Source organism: Vibrio scophthalmi LMG 19158 (assembly GCF_000222585.1).
GTDB lineage: Bacteria > Pseudomonadota > Gammaproteobacteria > Enterobacterales > Vibrionaceae > Vibrio > Vibrio scophthalmi.
This window is the reverse complement of sequence record NZ_AFWE01000213.1, coordinates 44203-62448: the sequence shown is the minus strand read 5'-3', so window position 1 is coordinate 62448 and position 18246 is coordinate 44203. Positions and strand designations below refer to the sequence as shown.

Here is an 18246-nt window from a genome sequence, read left to right as displayed (position 1 = left end):
CATGCTAGCATGAAGAGGTAGGTAACACTTAATCAAATTAGAGGTTTATTGATGAACATAGTCAAAGTCGATAGTCACAATACCCACGTGTATGCCAACCTATATCAAGGTTACGCCGCGGAGTTTTCTAAAATTATCGGTGATAAACCGGATGAAAATGGTGTGTTTGAAATATACCCACAATTGGGCGGCAAAGTAACCGGCTATTTACTGTATCTTGACGGCGTTCCTGCTGCACTGACAGCAATTGAAGAGAAGTCGCCACAAGAATTCGAGATTTGTGATTTTTATGTCGTACCCTATTTTAGAAAGAACAAAGTGGGTAAACAGTTTATTTCAACTGTGTTCTCGCAACTGCAAGGTTCATGGGAAATCAAACAAGTTGCTGGCGCAGATCATGCCGTTAAATTTTGGCGAGATGTGGTGACAGACTACACATCAGGCCACTATGCTGAAGACGCTTATCAGGATGAAAAGTGGGGGTTAGTGACAAGGCAGTGTTTCGATCACAGCGGTCATGACAACAGTAACGATTAATTCTGAAGTTTGTCCTCAAATGTCGTTCACTCAGCACTGACATTTGAGGACTGTAATAGACATGGGGTTTATTATCCTCAGTACTTACCTTTGCTTACCACTTAGTTAACCAGCAATATCAAATCTATACATCAGAACTCAATGATGATTGATTTATATTTGTATTACTCGTTGCTCACCTACTTATTCCGGCCATATAAATGTTCAAAATTAGGAATGTTGCGTTCCCAAACGGGAATATCTTCACCGACGATTGACTTGAGAGCATCAATAAAGAGCTTTGTTTTTATTGGGGCATCTCGGTGCGGGTAGACGGCATAAAATGACCCAAAGTCTTCGATGTTTAAATGGGTCATGATTGGGATGAGCTTACCGTCAAGCACTTCGTTTTCAATCATCTGCGCAGTGACGACCGCGAGTGTATTACCTGCGAGGGCACTCTTTACCACCATTTCAACATCATTGACCTTATAGGCAGCATTAAGTTGGAAATGTTGTTCACGTCCTTTGTCGTCTAAATACGTAAATTTATCGATGTGTAATCCAGGCGCAGAATAAACAGTCGCAGGAAGGGCTTCGAGTTTTTCTATTGTTTCAATCGTCCCATGCTGCTGAATAAACGCGGGTGATGCCACGATCAGCAATCGACTACGAGCAATTTTTCTTGATACTAAACTCGAGTTTTTTGGCTTGCCGATGCGAAAGCCAATATCGAAACCCTCTTGAACAATATCGACAACCTTATCTTCTAAACGTAACTCACAGCTCACCTCTGGGTACTGTTTTTGAAAAGCAGAGATAGCCTCCTGCACGTATTGACGGCCGAACATAGTAGAGCTGGTGATGCGTAAGATCCCCCTTGGTTCTGAGTGATAATTCTGCGCTAACCGGTGTGTGTTACTAAGTAGCTCCCGTAACTGTTTGGCTTGATTAACCATTTCATTTCCCGCGGCGGTTAATGATAAAGACCGCGTAGTGCGGTTTAGTAATCGAACGCCTAATTCATCCTCTAAACGACTTATTTGCTTTGATATGACAGAGCGGTCGACATTTTTTTTATCGGCTACATTGGTAAAAGAACCTTGCTCCGTTACGTCAAGTAGTAGCAACAAACGATGAGAGATATCCACCACAAACCCCTAGAATAAATGCAATTATTGGTGCAATTTTAGCACCAATGTTGTGCTTTTGTGTTTATTTTTCTCATCAAATAGGCGAGTTATAGTAGCAGCACTTAGAGAGACAAGGCGAGCTGTAAAGCCCGTTAGACGCTTCTAAACACAAAGCGTTGGTGACCTATTTTAGAGGAAATAATGATGAAAAAACTCACTATTACAAACAACGATGGTATCGCGACAGTAGCGATCAATAACCCACCAGTAAACGTGTTGACGATTGATCTTATTAATGAAGTTAACGAGTTTGTACTGTCACTAAAAGACGACCGAGAAACAAAGGTAGTGGTATTTAAGTCATTAAATAGCTCTTTCTTTTTGGCTCATCTTGATTTGAATGTGATTAATGGAACACAAGGTGGCCAAGCTGCTTCAATTGAATTTAATCACATGATCGCAAACATTAAGGCGATGAAGCAGGTCTCTGTAGCCGTCATTGATGGCGTAGCTCGTGGGGGCGGTGATGAGTTTGTTATGGCTTGTGATCTTGCTTATGGAACAGAGAATGCCGCGTTTGCTCAACCTGAAATTCACGTCAATATTCCGACGGGTGGACAAGGGGCTGTGCAATACGCAAGAAGAATGGGTAAAAACAAAGCGCTGCAAGCACTGCTATTAGGCAATGATTTTACCGCTCAAGAAGCGGAGAATTTGAATATCATTACTAAATATGTACACAGCTCAGAAATGGACGCGTTTTTAGCCGCGACTCTTGGGGTAATTAGCCGCTTAGAAGTGCGTGATATTGTGATGTATAAAGAAATCATTGCCGCTTCCATTATTGATGAAGAGGCGGGCGCAGAGCTTGAACTTCGCTATTTCCTAGAGCGTGCGAAAGAGCAAAAAACAGCGGCGATCATTGCAGCGTTTTTAAAAAATGGTGGACAGACAGAACGTGAAGCGAATGATATGCCGGGTATATTTGCTGATACAGCGGTTGAACTATCGAAATAAACACGATTAAAAGATGAATGAAACAGCCGTCATCATGGCGGCTTTTTTGTTGGTGTTAGTTGATTTCACGTGAGGTAATAGATGAGATACGAAGGTGATATATACCGTCCACCGCCAGAGGCTGATGCGTATATTTTGCAATGCACGATTGGATGTTCATACAATAAATGCACCTACTGCTCTATGTACAAGAACGTCCGTTATCGGGTGAGGCCATTGGAAGACTTAAAACAAGATATTGCAATGGCAAAAGCCGCGTTTGGGCAAAATGTTGAGAAGGTATTTTTAAGTGATGGGGATGCGATATCTCTACCAACAGAGATGCTGTTGGAGATCTTAGCGGAGCTTTATGGCGCTTTCCCAAAACTAACCCATGTGAGCACTTATGCCGGTCCTCAAAGCACGCTTGATAAATCACTAGAAGAGTTTAAACAGCTTAGAGCTGCAGGGTTGACCATGACCTATCTTGGTGTTGAATCCGGCTCTGATGAGGTTCTAAAATCTGTACGTAAGGGAGTTAGTGCTGAAGAGATGCTGTGTGCTGGGAAAAACATCGTTGAATCTGGCATCAAACTGGTTGCCATGGTGATGATTGGCTTGGGTGGTAGTGGCGATATGTCACGCCAGCATGCACAACAAACAGCGCAGTTGATTAACCAAATGAATCCATACTTGTTGGGAATTTTAACCACGGTACCCATGGAAGGCACGGCGCTGTTTAGACAAGTGACTAAGCGTGAGTTCACTCTGCTCAATCCTTATGAGGTGCTACAAGAGATCAAAGTGTTACTGGAAAGCTTACGCTCAGAAGATTTATTGATCGATAGTACGCATGGCTCAAATTTATTGGCAATGAAAGGGACACTGAAGAGTGTGAAAACCGATGTATTAGAGCACATTTCAGGGCTTTTACGTAATCAAGATAGCCAGTTGATTGGCAAGGCATACCTTGGACGTTTTTGATTAAATGCGGTTGGTTGAAATTAATATAGATAGTGAATAGTAACGCGTGAGATCTTATCTCACGCGTTACTTTAGCGGACAGGTTTATTCCTTTGCGGTATCAGCTAAGTGCTATCTGTTTACTGCGGTCGGATATCCAAACGGTTTAACAGGGATGGATACCCCCAGCCATTTTGATTGATGATAACCTTTTCACCAGTGAGATATTCAAATAGGGTGGGTGCCAGTGAGCCATTCTCTTCGGTCATTAGTGGCGTGACATTGTCACCAACTGGCGTTCCCCAAAAACCAATAAACGCATCTTTTTCTAAATAACTTTCACCAGCATGACGGCCGGGAACTTTGGTGTTGTAACCAATACCATCTCTAGGGAAAAGGTTGATCGTGCCCGCTCTAGATTCAGCATAGAGTTTGGCCAATTGCACTACTGAGTCGGGGCGCGGTGTGTAGCGTGTCAGTTCGCGCCACTGGCTTTCATTACACCATGTGCTTGGATCGTTTTCTTTTGCCTGCAGAACACATTGCCCATAGTAACCAGCAAAGGTTTCAAACTCTGCTTTGCTTTTATCAGGCGAATTCGGTAATGCAAGGTAAGGGTTTAGCTGGTGGACATTGAGTAAACTGGCTTGCGTATCCTGTGCTGAGTAGAAATAGCGGTCGCCTTGTTTGGTAATAAACTCATCAACACGCTCACCGTCGCGCTCTCCGATGAGTCTGACTTTGCAAGTCTCTTCGTTGCACTGGTTTTCTCGAATCACCATGTAATCAAGCGTATCACCTAATGCGTTTAATGTTTCTGCGATGAGATTGATACTTGCTTGCGATTGATGGTTAATTGGCTGCCATTGGGTTAATTCACGATAGTGGGGCTGTGTTTTCCAGCCTTGCTGTGAATTAAATAAATCAAGCATAAAGTTCCCTCCAGCGGTGGAAGCAACCACAACATCAGCTCCTTTGTTACTTGGATAATTGAGTGCATTGGTGATTTTTGGACCTTCACCTTCATCAGACGATATTTTTTCAATATTGAGTGCGTAGCCAAGCTTCTTCTCTAGTGGTTGGAAGATCACTTTTTCTGGATTAAGTGTGTAGTAAACCGGCGCAAGGCCATGATCGCCTGCCATTCCCCACAATGTTCGTGAGTAAACGCCGGCCGTTTGATATGTTTGCTCTACTTGAGTGATCCAATAATCAAGTCGGTTTAATTCCCCTGTTGGCATAATAATTTCATCACTGAATGGGCCAACAAAATGAGCGAAATGATCTGGCCAAGGATTGTAAATCAACGTGTAGTCGGGCATCCCTTTACCATCAAGTTTGGCATACTGCTCTATGCTGTTTTCAATCGCCCATTTCCGTGAAAGTTTGGTGTAGAAACTCCACACTGGAATCGCTTGATAGTCATTGATGTCATTAATCAATTGAGTCCGTATTTGCGTCAACTTTTGCTCGACTTGGGCTCTTTCTTGCAGTTCACGTACGCAACGTTTTTCACCAAAATCACGCAGAGCTTCACCTGCACCAAGATTGACCAGCGCATCGTAGCTGGTGTGAGCATTCCAATCATATTGCGCGTTGCAATTGAGGGTTTTTAGATAATTAAGGCGGTCAAACATGGTCTTTACTTTGTTTGCTTGCATTAATCGATCAAGCTGCAGCGCATCATTGCCAAAAAAGTAATAAGCGCGGTCTTCTTCTCTATCAACAAAATGGAAGTTAGGAATACCGGTTCCTTGCTCGCCCGAGACTTTTGCCCCCGTTTTTATGATGGGTAAGTTACGCACACTTATCGTTGGGGTTGATGAAATACCAACGCGCGCAATCGATGCATAGTTGTCGGCATATAAGCGTTTAAAAAAGGGTAGGTAGTGTGGATCTTGGTAAGTTTGCTCTGCCAGCGTTTGTAGGAAACGCATATCTTGTTGATGCTCAGGGCTAGAAACGGTTTGTGGCGCATCATACTTTTGGTGCTCAATATGGTTCTTATAAGCCACATCAACAAATGGCTTTTGCGGGTCGACTAAGCCTTCGATCAGTCCTTGCTGTAAACCATCTACAGTAATTTGTACCGCTAAACGGCGCTGCTGTTGAGATTGCAAAAAATTGATGGCTTTGCTTGGCTGGCGATCAAAAGCATCTTGCAGCCAATGATTGAGCGCAATGGCTCGTTCATCTTGATAGACAAACTGGCGGTACGCTTTTAGAACATTTAAACGGACAAAATCAACCAGCGTAATGGTAAGTGCTTGAGCTTTATTGTTGGTTTTATCTTGTTGATCCGGTTGATCATCTGCAATGATGGCTAATAGTGCATTTTTCATTTCGCCATCTTCCATCGTGCTAGAAGCTTGGCTCAAAATTCCGACAACGATAGGTTGAATTTGAGCAACTAACGCTAGGTCTTGCTCACTATTGGTTAGATAGGTGTACTGTGCGGGCAGTTGCTCTAAATCTTGCCATTCGCCAATCTGTACCAAGGCATCATAAACTGTGACCATCGCAGCCATAAAATCGCCATCAACTTTGATGCCTTCTTGATGCGCTTGGTCTTTTTTGTGCTCGGTTGCTTCAGCGAGCACATCATTCTCTGCGTTTTTATTCGCTGCAGCGTTGACTTGAAAGAGAGAATGCTCAAACCCTTTTAAAGCACGATCGTCATACACGGTTTGGAGATAGGCTTTAAAAGCATCTTCATTGCCGATGCCAGTATAACGGTCATAAAATTGATAGAGAAAATAACCCAATGGAATCGAATAAGCAGGATTTGCAAGCTGGGCCATCACGCGTGCTTTGGTTTTAGTATCTAACGGTAAGGTGAGTAAATAGGTTTCTAGTGTGACCCCGCCCACTGTGAATAACGTCATGTCCCGAGTTAAGCGTGTCGAGTAAGACAGCGTTGAGACAATGTTATTTTGCAATACTTCTGCTGAATTAAATAACCCGCCAATAATTGGCGTATTGCCGACATCAGCGTTAGCAGGATTGGGCATCAGCATTCCCAGAGGGGATAAAGCTAATAAGGCGCGGGCAGTGATCGTATTTACGCGATACCAAGGCATGATTGAAATCCTTTCATCTACAAGGTGTTTAATTTTAATGGTCTGCAATAAGCATCAATTAAAACTATTCTGCCAGCTATAAAAAAGAGTTCAACTCTACCTGATATGCAATTGCCAATATGGCTGCTAAGTCACAGCACAAAACGCACCGTGATGGCGACAAAGGCGTGGTCACTGGCTTGTTTGTCATTCTCATAGATTGGATTAATCAGATGCGAGTTGAGTACTTTATAGTCGTTCACATCGGCGAGTGAATAGGGTGAATCTTGCTGGAACTCTTGTGAAAGCAAAATGTAATCTAATACATTGCCTTTAGCGAAATGATAGTGTGTAGGGGCACGTTCGAGCGTAGGGAGGTCTTGCTCGGACGATTGCTCACTTGATAATTCGTTAACGTCGGTAAGCGTTTTTTTGACGGTATCTTGGTAGATGAACCAACTGTCTTGCAAATGCAAACGTTCACTGTTTTGGTCAACTTTACTGGTGAGCAACCCAGTGATATCACTGTCTAATGGTTGGTTCATATCGCCCATTAATACCGTTGGGATAGGGTGTTGTTTATACTGCTGCTCAATGAACAGGCGCAGCATTACCGCTTCCCAGCCGCGTTGTTGGCTTGATAGCCAACGACCAACCAGCAAGTGAGCATTGTCACTGTCAGAGCTATCTGTTGGTCGCTGTGATTTTAAATGACAAACATACACCGCCACTTCACCAATATCAGGTACATCAACGACAGTACAGAGTGGCTTACGGCTAAATTCCGGTATTTGGGTGAGGTAGCTATGTTCGATAAACGTTGGTGGCGTTGCGGCAAATACTTTGCTTATTGGGTATCGAGACGCCAATGCCACAACAGGTTTAGAGTAAATATAATCACTTTCAATATGAGGGTGATCGACAGAGGCAAAGTATTGATAACCGATTTCAGCCAGTAAGGATTTAGCTGCGTCAATACTGAACACTTCTTGTAGGCCGATAATGTCAGCATCTAACTGCTTGATTTGATCGAGCGTCCATCGGCACTTTTCTCGCCATGCGTCACGTTCGTAAATATTTTCAAAATCATAAAATGCCCCAGGCGGTTCAATGAAGTTGAATAGATTGGCGGTGGCAAAGGTAAGGGTTTTATCAGTGAGCACGGCTTGTACCTTATTGGCTCTAGCCAAAAGATGAACATCAGGTATTGAGTTTAGTGTATCGAAAACAAGGCAGTTTTGCGCTGGGAACTTGCTTATCAAAACTGAGCAATAGGATTTCAGCATCGAGTCTGAAATCACTTGCGGCTTTGATAAGCAACAGTGCGTGGCGTCGTTAGGACGCTTAACAATCGGGGATTATGCAGAAGCTTTACGTGCCAGTTTGTGGTGCGCTCGGCAAAAATGGTCTGCACAAAAAGCCCCGACAATCGAAAGTTCACCCGCTAAACATAACGCGGCAGCGACTTCGGCTAGTGCCTTGGCTTTGCCATTACCGTATAAGCCTAATATATCAAGACAGGCTTTTTGTGTTGGTAAGCCGGTTCCTCCGCCAACCGTACCCACCATGATGTTCGGCAAGGTAACGGAAGCATAAAGATCACCGTTAGGATCAATATCAAAACGGGTAATTCCAATCGCGGATTCAGCAACGCAGGCGGCATCTTGACCGCACGCAATATAAAGCGCACTTAATGCGTTGGCGTAATGAGCGTTGATGCCGATGGCGCCACTTAACAAGCCGCCAACGGTGTTCATCTTGGCAAATTTGACCATGCTTTGTGGGGTTGTGCTGAGATGCTTTTTAACCAATTCCGCTGGAATAGTAATATCGGCGGAGACTTTCTTACCACGCACAGAGCGCAAGGTGTAAGCATTGGCCTTTTTATCGCCCGATAAATTGCCATCCAAAAACGCTTCAACAGGCGTGATAGGGCTATGATCGAGAATGTAACGAAACACTTTATGTGTAGCAATCGTTACCATGTTTTGCCCAGAAGCGTCACCGGTAAGAAATTCAAACAGCAAATAAACGTGGTTGCCTTCAATGTTGACGTTGATGTCTTTTAGCTTGCCATGCGTCGTGGTTGATTGTGCCACGTTGCGAAAAATATCGTACTGAGTAACCACCCAACTAACAAATTGCGCGGCTTGGGACAAAGATTGAAAAGCAAATACAGGTGTGCGGCTTACCCCTTCATTAATCAGCAGTGTACTGACGCCGCCAGCCGCCGTGATCAGATTGGCGCCTCGATTATATGAGGCAACTAAGGCCGCTTCTGTGGTTGCGAGAGGGATTAAAAAATCATCATTGGCATGTAAACCATTAATACGCAGAGGCCCTGCAATGCCCACCGGAATATTTACGGTGCCAATAAAGTGCTCGATATTGTGTGAGTATTCTTGATAGTGACTTTGCGTGAAAGGATCAAGCAGCAGTGTTTTATCGGTCATTGACTCTAACACTTGCCAGCGGCGCACAAGATGCTTATCCGATAGGCCTGCACTGAGGCAGAGTTTCTTGGTTGGCTTATCGAATTTAGGCTCTAATGCGAATGGTACTTTTTGGTAGCGTTCGATATCAGAGAAAACAGAGCAATTTTTCACGCGGTTTAGATTTAGTTTCGGCATTCAAGAATTTCTTTTTTCGCTTTGACAAAATGGACGTGATACCGAGTTAGAGATCTAGGCAGGCTAGATATCAATACAACGTATACGCTGTGCGTTGAACTGTTTGAACCAATTAACCGAAAGGGCTGCGATTTAAACAATCAAGGATCTTAAACGGGCTGCGCTTAGCAACGCGCCATTTTAACTAACTTCGAGGGGGAAGTGGTTGGAGCAGGGTAATTGTTTTTGTCGTTAACCTGCCTTGGGTGAGAACTGTGCGGTACATATAAATGATAAACTGTAATTAAATCAGTCATCTTGCCAATCTTGCGACGCGCTAGGGCGCGACAAAGTGACAACTTTGGTAACAAAATCGCTCATGTCACAAACTTATTATGAGCAACCATAGCCTGAAAAATGTGCCATTTTCGTTAAATGGTGCGGCTATTTTACGTTCTGCGCCCTAACAATTTCTTCACTCACCCAATTTAACAGCTGTTTGATTGCTCGCGATAATACCTGATTTTGGCGCACGATATAGCCAAGGCTGGTCGTCGGAAATTGAGGTAGTGGCGTAACGGTGGTTTTTAGGTTCAGTTTCGGATGCAGTGAAAACTCCGGAACAATCGCGACACCAAAGCCAGCTTCTGCCCAATCGATTTGTGCATCAACGCTACCCACTTCCATGACCCGATAATTTGGTAGGTTTAACGTTGGTAACGCAAGGTCGAGTAGATCGCGCGTACGGGTATCATGACCGAGCAGAATCAGTGTAGGTTCTTCAAGATTCGCTGATGCTAAACCTTGTTGCCATGCTTGCAATCCATCACCAAGCGCGCACCATTTCACTTGTTGTAGCTCGGTAAAATGCAGAGGTTGGCTCTCTTTTTGTGCCATCACAAAACCTAAATCCGCTTTGGCGCTTTTCACCAGCTCTGCGGCTTGAGAAGAGGTGGTATTTAACAAGGAAAGATCGATGCCGGGAAACTCTTTTTTGAACGACTGGAAAGGGGATATAAGTAACAATCGTGAGATAATATCACTGGCGGCAATCGTTAATGTCCCTTGGCATAAATCATTGATCGCATTGAGATCTGCCTGACACACCTGCAATTCCATTAAGGTGTTTTGTGCGCTATTGAGCAAGCGCTCTCCTGCTTGTGTCAGTCGAAAAGGATTACGTTCTATTAACTTAACGCGAGTTGTTTGCTCTAGTTGCTTGATGTGCAGACTGACGTTGGGTTGGGTCATATGCAGCTCAGTGGCTGTTTTGCCAAAGTGCTCTAAACGAGCCAAAGTTACAAAGGTATTGAGCCAATTGAGATCTAACATCGCGAGCCTCGTTTAAGTTGAAATAGTTACCTGGTGAAGAGAAACTGACTTAGAGCGATGAGTATAACCCCATATGAGATTCTTATTAAGGTTATAACGATTATTAATTTTTCTTATTTTTAGTCGCAGATTAGGATAAGTACATCGCTTTTAAGGAGAGTTAATTATGTCGTCTATTGTTGTTGTTGGTGCAAACTGGGGTGATGAAGGTAAAGGCCGAATCGTGGATTATTTGGCAGACCAAGCATCCGCAAGCATTCGTTTCCAAGGTGGTAATAACGCAGGTCACACTGTGGTTAATGACTTTGGTACATTCAAACTGCATCAGCTACCAAGTGGCGTATTTAACCCAGACTGTATCGGCGTTTTAGGCCCTGGTATGGTGATTAGTCCGGCATTGTTATCTGCTGAAATCGCAGAAGTTGAGCAATCTGGCGTAAAAGTAAATCTGTGCATTTCAGATCGTGCAACGCTATGTCTACCACTACACGCAGAAGAAGATACTTTAGAAGAGCTTCGTCTAGGTGACGGTGCATACGGTTCTACTCGCCAAGGTATTGCTCCTTGCTACGGTGACCGTGTGATGAAGAAGGGCATCTTAGTTGGTTGGTTGAAACAACCAGAAGTTTTGGTAGAACGCATCCAATTTATGCTGGATTGGAAACTGCCTCAACTACGCGCTCTATACCCAACTTTCAAATTTGAGCAAACGGCTCAAGAAATGGCGGATTGGTTGCTAGAAGTGTCTGCTCCTTGGCGTGATTCTATCTGCAACGTAACGCTACCACTTAAAGATCTGCAAGCTGAAGACAAAGCGCTATTGTTTGAAGCGCAGCTTGGTGCTGGTCGTGATCTTGTTTACGGCGAGTACCCATGGACAACATCATCTAACTGCGTATCTATGTATGCAGGTATTGGCGGCGGTTTGCCAGCTCTTCGCCCTGAACGCGTTATCGCGGTTGCTAAAGCATTTAGCTCATCTGTCGGCACTGGTACGCTAATTACCGCAATGGAAGAGCAAGATGCATTCCGTGAACTAGCCGGTGAGTTTGGTGCAACAACAGGTCGCCCACGTGATATGGGTTACTTTGATGCCGTGGCAACGAAAAACGGCGTTGAGTTACAAGCGGCAACTGAAATTGCATTGACTAAAGTGGATTGTCTAACTGGCCTTAACGATCTTAAGATCTGTGTGGCTTATGAAGGTGATCACAGTGAGAATCCAATTTGGCCTCAAACTGCAGCGCTCGCTCCAATTTACGAGAAAATGGAAAGCTGGAGTGAAGATATTACAGGTTGTCGCCAATTTGAACAGTTACCAATTGCAGCACAAAAATATGTATTGCGTATTGAAGAGTTAATGGGTGTACCAGTGAAAATGGTTTCTGTTGGCCCTGGTCGCGAGCAAATGATTGTACGTTGATCATTACAGTTACAAATAGTAGAAAATGACAGAAGCTGATCAGAAATGGTCGGCTTTTTTATTTGTTGGGAGAATAGAGAATAGAGAATAGAGAAAGGGTTAAGGGCTAAGTCATATAATCCGTAGATCTAGCAGCGTCGTCTTCGTGTTTATTGTAACGCTTTGTGGCTTTGCCCTTGTTATCTCAGTGCTTTATTAATGAAAAAAGCAATGATAAGTCAGTGTTTACCTAAGTTCTACAGACGAGAGGATGGTCTGAAGAAGGAGTCGATAAGTTGAAGTGTGAATGCTTAACCTATCAGGAAAATACAATAAATTCCCCAAGTTGAATATCATCTTTATTGGTAATGCTACCCATAGAAGACTCTTCGCAATAAGAAAAGTTAAGATTTAAATCATTTACTTTTCCGTTCGTGAGTACATGGCGCTTCAAAATATCACTATTGAGTTGATGAATTGTCGCATTCCATGATGTGTTATTTTCAAATATATTAAATGTAATTAGCAATATGAGTACCTGTTTTTAAAGTTGAGTCAGAGCGTTTTTGTTGAAACCAAAATCTTTTACGTCCAAGAGAACGAGCCATAATATATACCTTATATGTAATGAGTTTTCGCTTGAGATTACCCAAGAGAAATAAATAAAAATTGTTCAATAAGAAATTTTTAGAAAGGTTTGCTGAACCCGTCATTTGATGACAGGGTTGAGGATCTAATGCATCGACTGGATTGCAGTCACATGTCAGTTAAGAGTGTTAGTCTGGCTGATATAAAAAGATGCTATCTGGCCTTAAAGTGGCCCTTTAAACCTTCGCGAACAACAATGTTATTAAACCAAGACTTGTCATCATGAAATTACATGATTGATACCAAGAGTCGATCAAGTTTAATGGTTATATTGTCCCGGAAATTTCTATACGAAATTTGTGCACTGGTTGTAGCTATTATTGGATAGAACTAAGGAGATACAGGAGAATCTTGCTAGGGATGTCGCTGGAAGTCTTACTATACGTTAACAACTCTATGTTCAGAGCAGCGGCTAATATACATCTTTAAATTTAAATAGCCAGCGTTATTTTAAATTATTTTTAGGTAAAGAATGAGCAGTAAGTGTTTGTTCTATGTATTGCTTGTTACTTCACTAGAGGGCAGGGGCGAACCTGCCCTCACAAAAATAAGCTTCGATTACGCAGACATTTTCAGGTTCTGGCTGCGATATTGAACGATATCTTCAATCGTTAACACTGGCATGCCGTGCGCCTTAGCGAACGTAACGATTTCTGGTGTTTTCGCCATAGTACCATCTGGATTGGTTAATTCGCACAACAGACCGGCAGGCTGGAGATCGGCCAGTTTCATCAAGTCAATGGTGCCTTCGGTATGGCCACGGCGAGTTAATACACCGCCATCACGTGCGCGAAGAGGGAAAACATGGCCGGGGCGAGCGAGATCGCTGGCTTTGGCATTGGCTGCTATGGCCGTTTTCACCGTGGTGGTGCGATCTTGCGCTGAAACACCGGTGGTGACGCCTAGTTTGGCTTCAATGGAAACTGTAAAGGCAGTTTGGTTCGCACTATCATTGTTGATCACCATCGGCGGCAATTCTAACTGATTGGCGTGCTCTTCGGTCAAACATAGGCAAACAATACCGCTACATTCACGGATCATTAATGCCATTTGCTGCGGGGTTAAATGCTCAGCTGAATAAATGATGTCGCCTTCATTCTCACGATCTTCATCATCCAGTAGCATGACACCTTGGCCATTTTTAAGTGCTTGAATCGCTTTATTTACACGAGTAATTGGGTTGCCAAATTCGGCGAGTAGTGATGTCTGATTCATGGTTAATTCCTATATTGATACCAGAATCAGGGCTAATTTGGAGGGATAGAACACAATGCAAAATGCACCAGTTCGCAACAGGGGGAAACCTGCTGGCGATCTAGTGTGTCTCTTATTCTCTCTCATCCGGACTATGACCGTCGGCTCTGGCATCTCACCAGATCTGCTGACCTCGAAACATCGAGCGCTCGCGGGCTCATCTAAAAAAGATATACCGCCGGTAGGGACTTTCACCCTGCCCTGAGAATTACAGTTATGATTTTTGCCCATCAAGATGGACGGAAAAAGGTTAATACAGTTTACCGAGTGATGGAACTAAAATTTGGCAATAAAAACAAAGAGAATCAAGAAAAGTAACGAAAAGCTATGGATGCAGAGTAAACGTTATTGCTTTAGTTGCATGTGCCACTGAAAGATTGCACTATCGTTTTACAAATCTCGTGCTTGACGCTCTAAGAGTGAGTACGTATTCCATTGTAGCTGTACGAATCGTAATGGCGATTGCCATTGCGATTCGTTTAGTCATAACAAGAAAAAGAGGCTGCAAGTGTATCCAGAAGAAAAGAAGATAAGAAAAGCGACTCGTGTAGAAAGCGTAATGAATTCCGCGCTATGGCACTTGGGACAAAAGGATCTGACCGAAAGTGAATTATTGGCAAAACTGCGAGTAAAAACCGATAACGAAGATTGGATAGCCGATACGTTAGAGAAACTACGTGGTTTTGGTTACTTAAAATCCGACAATGAGTTTGCGATAAAATTCGCCGAACGAGCATTTTCGAGTGAATATGGTAGCGGATATATTCTTGAAAAGCTGAAAAAGAAAGGGCTCAACGATACCCTTATCAAGACCATGATTACCAAGGTAAAAGAAGACCTCAATATTGATGAGCAAGCGATTTTGAATGAACGCATCAATAGTTACTACCAAGAATTTAGCATTAGCAAAGAAAAGCTTAGCGCAGCGCTGCAAAAAAGGGGCTTTAGCTACGCTCAAGTCAACGAGGCGATAAAGCAACACGCTTGTTTCGAACAGTTGCAAACTAACCTTGAGATCAAAGCGGAAAAGGCCGATTTAGAGAAAGAAGTGTTGAAGTACGCGCGAAAAGGTAAGGGGATGACGGTGATTCGTCAGGAGTTGCGTCAGCGTAAGATAGATATAACGGAGCTTGATGCGTTGGTAGAAAAACTGATTAGCTCGGAACAGGTCGATTTTTACTCTGCATGTTTAGAACAACTTGAAAAGAAATCCTATGATTTAACTTGTCTTAAAGAGCGCAGCAAAGCCTATGCAATGTTATCTCGTAAAGGCTTTTCATCAGAAGAGATTAAATTCGCTATGAGCGAAATAGAGTAATCTCAGCAAAAACGATGTCAGTGAAAGAGTAAATCTCTTTGGTAGAGGTGACTGTATCAACAATCTAGTATTGCAGCCGTTTGCCAATAAGCGATAGTATAAGGACGATTTTTTTTCGTTAAGATTACATTATGTCAGATGAAAAACTCGCGCTAGAGTGGATGCGCCAACAAGCTCATAAAATTGATCCGTACGTTTATGACCCATCCTTTGATGAGTGTGTGGAGTTAATCAGCCCAGCTTTCAAAAAGGGAAAAAGTATCGCTCAACTCAAGTTTCTCCTTGGAGAGGCCGATCGTCGAGCTGGGGCGGCAGAGCGTAAGCATGCAGCATTAAAGTACGCGAAAGAAAAAAGCCCGAATGCAGGACAGATTTTGCGCCTTCAAAGTAAACTTCAGCAAGTGGAGTTAGCGCTAAAGCTCGCAACGGGTGATAACAATATGACTATCTCACAATTCTGCTCAGAGTATGACGTGAGCAAGCGAGATGGAAATACCGCGTGGCATGAAATATTGGTTCAGCAGAGCAAAAGGAAACAATAGTTTAAGCCTGATGTCGCTCACAGCCTCAGGCTTTTTCTTCACAGGACTGTTGATACAAGTTTTAAATCAAAAACTCAGCGGCCGCAAACTCACCGACGACTAAAATTACTCGCTCTTAAAGCCGTCGCTGAACTATCTCTCCTGCACTTATTGTTAGCCTGAACAAATAACCAAATACTACAATCTAGCGCTTGCCAAACTCACACCAAAACTCACAAAAAGTCCGCCGCTGACATAGTTAAGCCATTTGGTCACTTTCGGTGTGGTAAGCATCGCTTTCAGTTTGCTCGCAAACAGAATCACAACTAAGAACCAACTAGAAACAACCATCGCTTGAGTGAGACCTAACAGCATACTTTGCTCTAAGAGATGTTGTGGTGACACAAACTGAGGAAAGATGGATAAATAGAACAACACAATCTTTGGGTTGAGTAAATTGGTTAATAGGCCCTTGGTAAAACTGCTTGCTAATGAAGGGGTTAATGTCGCTTTCTTGGGGTCAATTTTAAGCTCTGACTGGTTTAAGGCCGCTTTGACATTGTTGATACCCAGCCAAAATAAATAGGCAACACCTAGCCACTTGAAAATGCTAAAGGCCATTGCGGATTGTGATAACAACAGGCTTAGGCCTTGTGCTGAAATAAACGCATGAATTAAGAATCCCACGCTTACGCCTAGTGTATTGACAACAGCGAAGCGTTTACCTTGCGTCAGAGATGTGTACAAAATAAGAAGCGCGTTGGGGCCTGGGATTATTGCCAATAAGAAAACGATGCCAGCAAAGGCAACGAGCGTATCAATCGTCATGTTTTAAATACCAAAAATATCACAGTGATTAGCAATACACTGCAAAGAATAACGCCGTGTTGTTATCGAAAACAGCAGAGCGAACAGAAGATAACCAACTGAAAATAAGACACTTATTATTGATAATGTCAGTGTGTCAGCTATAAGCCACGTTAGATCGCGATGACTATAGCGTAACGAGATCAGCAGTTCAATTGCGACTTAATAGGCTTAGCGTATCATCTTGATTTAACCAGCTAATAGAGTTAGCTGAGTCAATTTTTCTCCTGTCTTTCTACTTTTCTTTAACGTCTTCTGTTGCACCATTATGAATAAAGTCATTCGCGTATGGTGGCAGGTCATAAGCTATAAGTGATGTTTAGATCGTCGGTAAATCCAATAACGATATAGCAACATGCCACTGCCGATTATTAGCCAGAAAAAGCCTAAGGCTAAATGAAGGTAGAAAGGCCAGTGCGCAAAGTAATCCGCAGAATGTTCACTATTGAGTAATATCGGCACGCTTACTAGTAACGGATTCAAACCCAGCAATAGCGCGAAATAGGGATAGCGCCATGCAATAAAAGGCGTTTCATTAAATTCTTTGCCAGCGTCAAACGCACCATCAATAAAGACGATACGTGGATGGTAATCTTCCTCTGTGGTTTCAACTTGTAAATATGGTGTGACCGCTGGGCTAGGAATAAAGCCAAATTGAACACGTTGTCCTAGCGCTAAAGAGATTCGCTCTCTTTCCGTTGGAATGATAAAGCAAAGCGCCGGATCTTCAGGCGCGTGCTCCGCACTGCCACTAAACCAAACTTTTCTGCCTTCATTTCCAACAACAATACCTTGCGCCAATCTAACGGTTTTCTCAATAGAGTGGTCAAACGGACATTTTCTATAATATCGGTACACGAAGAGTAAAACGGGCAGTGCGCATACAGGCAAGATACTTGAAAAATAGGGTGTTGTTTGTAGTCCAAAACAAAAGATGACAAAGGAAAAAAAAGAGAAGAAAAACACGCCCAATGACCTGAATAAACGCTTAGGTTTTATTGCGAGGATCTTGAGTTGTTGTCGCTCTTCTGTTGTGCTCGCTCGGCTACCAACAATCTCAATATCGAGTTTATCCGCAACTCCGGTAGGGGCGAATCGTACTTGCCATTGCGCAGCAAAGTGCTCGATGATGGTTTTATCATTAGCACTGAGTAAATAGGATTTTTTTTTGTGAATATAGATTTCGGCTTTTACATTGCCCTGATCTTGTAAAAACGGTTTTAGGTGAGAGCCAAAAACTCGATATGGCCCGATGAGAAATTCACGATAATCATCCCATTTTTTTGCTCATCAATACGGAGCTATAACCTTCGATGTTGAAGACGGGGCCTATGGGTAGCTTCTTACCATAGATTAAGTATAAGACTTGTTGTTCTTTTAACGTCAACTGCCGATTTGGTTTTGTCTCGGCTAATTGATTAATGGCTTTTTTGCTTTTAATTACACTGTAAGGTAGGTAAATAAGGTAAAAGAGAACCAAGACTCCACCTACGATCAAGATGAAATAGTCCCAAAAAGAGTACTCTTCAATAGGCATGAATGAATGTCCTTGCTCGCGTTAGAAACGATAATATTATGATTATTAAGCCTATAATCCCCACTCTTAGTTGCCCAAGAGTGGGGCTATA

14 protein-coding genes and 1 riboswitch are annotated in these 18246 nt (G+C 43.0%); of the genes, 6 read left to right on the top strand and 8 right to left on the bottom strand.

What is annotated here, in order from left to right; genetic code table 11:
• The first annotated feature begins 51 nt into the window (after positions 1-51).
• Positions 52-537: a GNAT family N-acetyltransferase gene (locus tag RH88_RS19105; RefSeq protein WP_005599120.1), complete on the top strand. Its 486-nt coding sequence runs from the start codon at positions 52-54 to the stop codon at positions 535-537.
• Between the two features lie 179 nt (positions 538-716).
• On the opposite strand, the gene RH88_RS19100 is transcribed toward RH88_RS19105, so the two are convergent.
• Positions 717-1667: a LysR family transcriptional regulator gene (locus tag RH88_RS19100; RefSeq protein ID WP_005599118.1), complete on the bottom strand. Its 951-nt coding sequence runs from the start codon at positions 1665-1667 to the stop codon at positions 717-719.
• 186 nt (positions 1668-1853) lie between these two features.
• Here RH88_RS19100 and RH88_RS19095 point away from each other — a divergent pair, with 186 nt between their 5' ends.
• Positions 1854-2666 (top strand): enoyl-CoA hydratase/isomerase family protein, encoded by an 813-nt coding sequence (locus tag RH88_RS19095; protein ID WP_005599116.1) that lies wholly within the window; start codon positions 1854-1856, stop codon positions 2664-2666.
• 81 nt (positions 2667-2747) lie between these two features.
• The gene (locus RH88_RS19090) at positions 2748-3629 is read left to right on the top strand and encodes a radical SAM protein (RefSeq protein ID WP_040758037.1); all 882 of its coding nucleotides are present in this window, start codon (positions 2748-2750) and stop codon (positions 3627-3629) included.
• A gap of 119 nt (positions 3630-3748) precedes the next feature.
• Here RH88_RS19090 and RH88_RS19085 read toward each other — a convergent pair whose 3' ends face one another.
• The 4 genes from RH88_RS19085 to RH88_RS19070 all read right to left on the bottom strand — a co-directional run bounded on the left by RH88_RS19085 (position 3749) and on the right by RH88_RS19070 (position 10608).
• Positions 3749-6688 (bottom strand): alkaline phosphatase family protein, encoded by a 2940-nt coding sequence (locus RH88_RS19085; RefSeq protein ID WP_005599113.1) that lies wholly within the window; start codon positions 6686-6688, stop codon positions 3749-3751.
• A 131-nt stretch (positions 6689-6819) separates the two neighbouring features.
• Positions 6820-7830 (bottom strand): endonuclease/exonuclease/phosphatase family protein, encoded by a 1011-nt coding sequence (locus tag RH88_RS19080; RefSeq protein WP_005599111.1) that lies wholly within the window; start codon positions 7828-7830, stop codon positions 6820-6822.
• Positions 7831-8025: 195 nt separating this feature from the next.
• The gene (locus tag RH88_RS19075) at positions 8026-9297 is read right to left on the bottom strand and encodes a hydroxymethylglutaryl-CoA reductase (RefSeq protein WP_005599109.1); all 1272 of its coding nucleotides are present in this window, start codon (positions 9295-9297) and stop codon (positions 8026-8028) included.
• Between the two features lie 423 nt (positions 9298-9720).
• Positions 9721-10608: a LysR family transcriptional regulator gene (locus RH88_RS19070; RefSeq protein ID WP_005599107.1), complete on the bottom strand. Its 888-nt coding sequence runs from the start codon at positions 10606-10608 to the stop codon at positions 9721-9723.
• A 166-nt stretch (positions 10609-10774) separates the two neighbouring features.
• On the opposite strand from RH88_RS19070, the gene RH88_RS19065 reads away from it, so the two are divergent.
• Positions 10775-12031: an adenylosuccinate synthetase gene (locus tag RH88_RS19065; RefSeq protein WP_005599105.1), complete on the top strand. Its 1257-nt coding sequence runs from the start codon at positions 10775-10777 to the stop codon at positions 12029-12031.
• Positions 12032-13216: 1185 nt separating this feature from the next.
• On the opposite strand, the gene ribB is transcribed toward RH88_RS19065, so the two are convergent.
• Positions 13217-13873 carry a 3,4-dihydroxy-2-butanone-4-phosphate synthase gene (ribB, locus tag RH88_RS19060; RefSeq protein ID WP_005599103.1) on the bottom strand — a complete coding sequence of 219 codons (657 nt, stop codon included), beginning with the start codon at positions 13871-13873 and terminating at the stop codon, positions 13217-13219.
• 110 nt (positions 13874-13983) lie between these two features.
• Positions 13984-14125, bottom strand: a riboswitch (FMN riboswitch).
• A 346-nt stretch (positions 14126-14471) separates the two neighbouring features.
• On the opposite strand from ribB, the gene RH88_RS19055 reads away from it, so the two are divergent.
• Entirely contained in the window at positions 14472-15230 is a 759-nt protein-coding gene (locus RH88_RS19055) for a RecX family transcriptional regulator (protein WP_040758038.1), read from the top strand.
• Between the two features lie 131 nt (positions 15231-15361).
• A complete protein-coding gene (locus RH88_RS19050) occupies positions 15362-15772 on the top strand; it encodes a hypothetical protein (protein ID WP_005599097.1) in 411 nt (136 codons plus the stop codon).
• A gap of 177 nt (positions 15773-15949) precedes the next feature.
• On the opposite strand, the gene RH88_RS19045 is transcribed toward RH88_RS19050, so the two are convergent.
• Together RH88_RS19045 and RH88_RS23970 are read right to left on the bottom strand one after the other, a co-directional pair.
• Entirely contained in the window at positions 15950-16579 is a 630-nt protein-coding gene (locus RH88_RS19045; RefSeq protein WP_005599095.1) for a LysE family translocator, read from the bottom strand.
• A 345-nt stretch (positions 16580-16924) separates the two neighbouring features.
• A complete protein-coding gene (locus RH88_RS23970) occupies positions 16925-17419 on the bottom strand; it encodes a hypothetical protein (RefSeq protein WP_005599093.1) in 495 nt (164 codons plus the stop codon).
• Positions 17420-18246 lie beyond the last annotated feature (827 nt).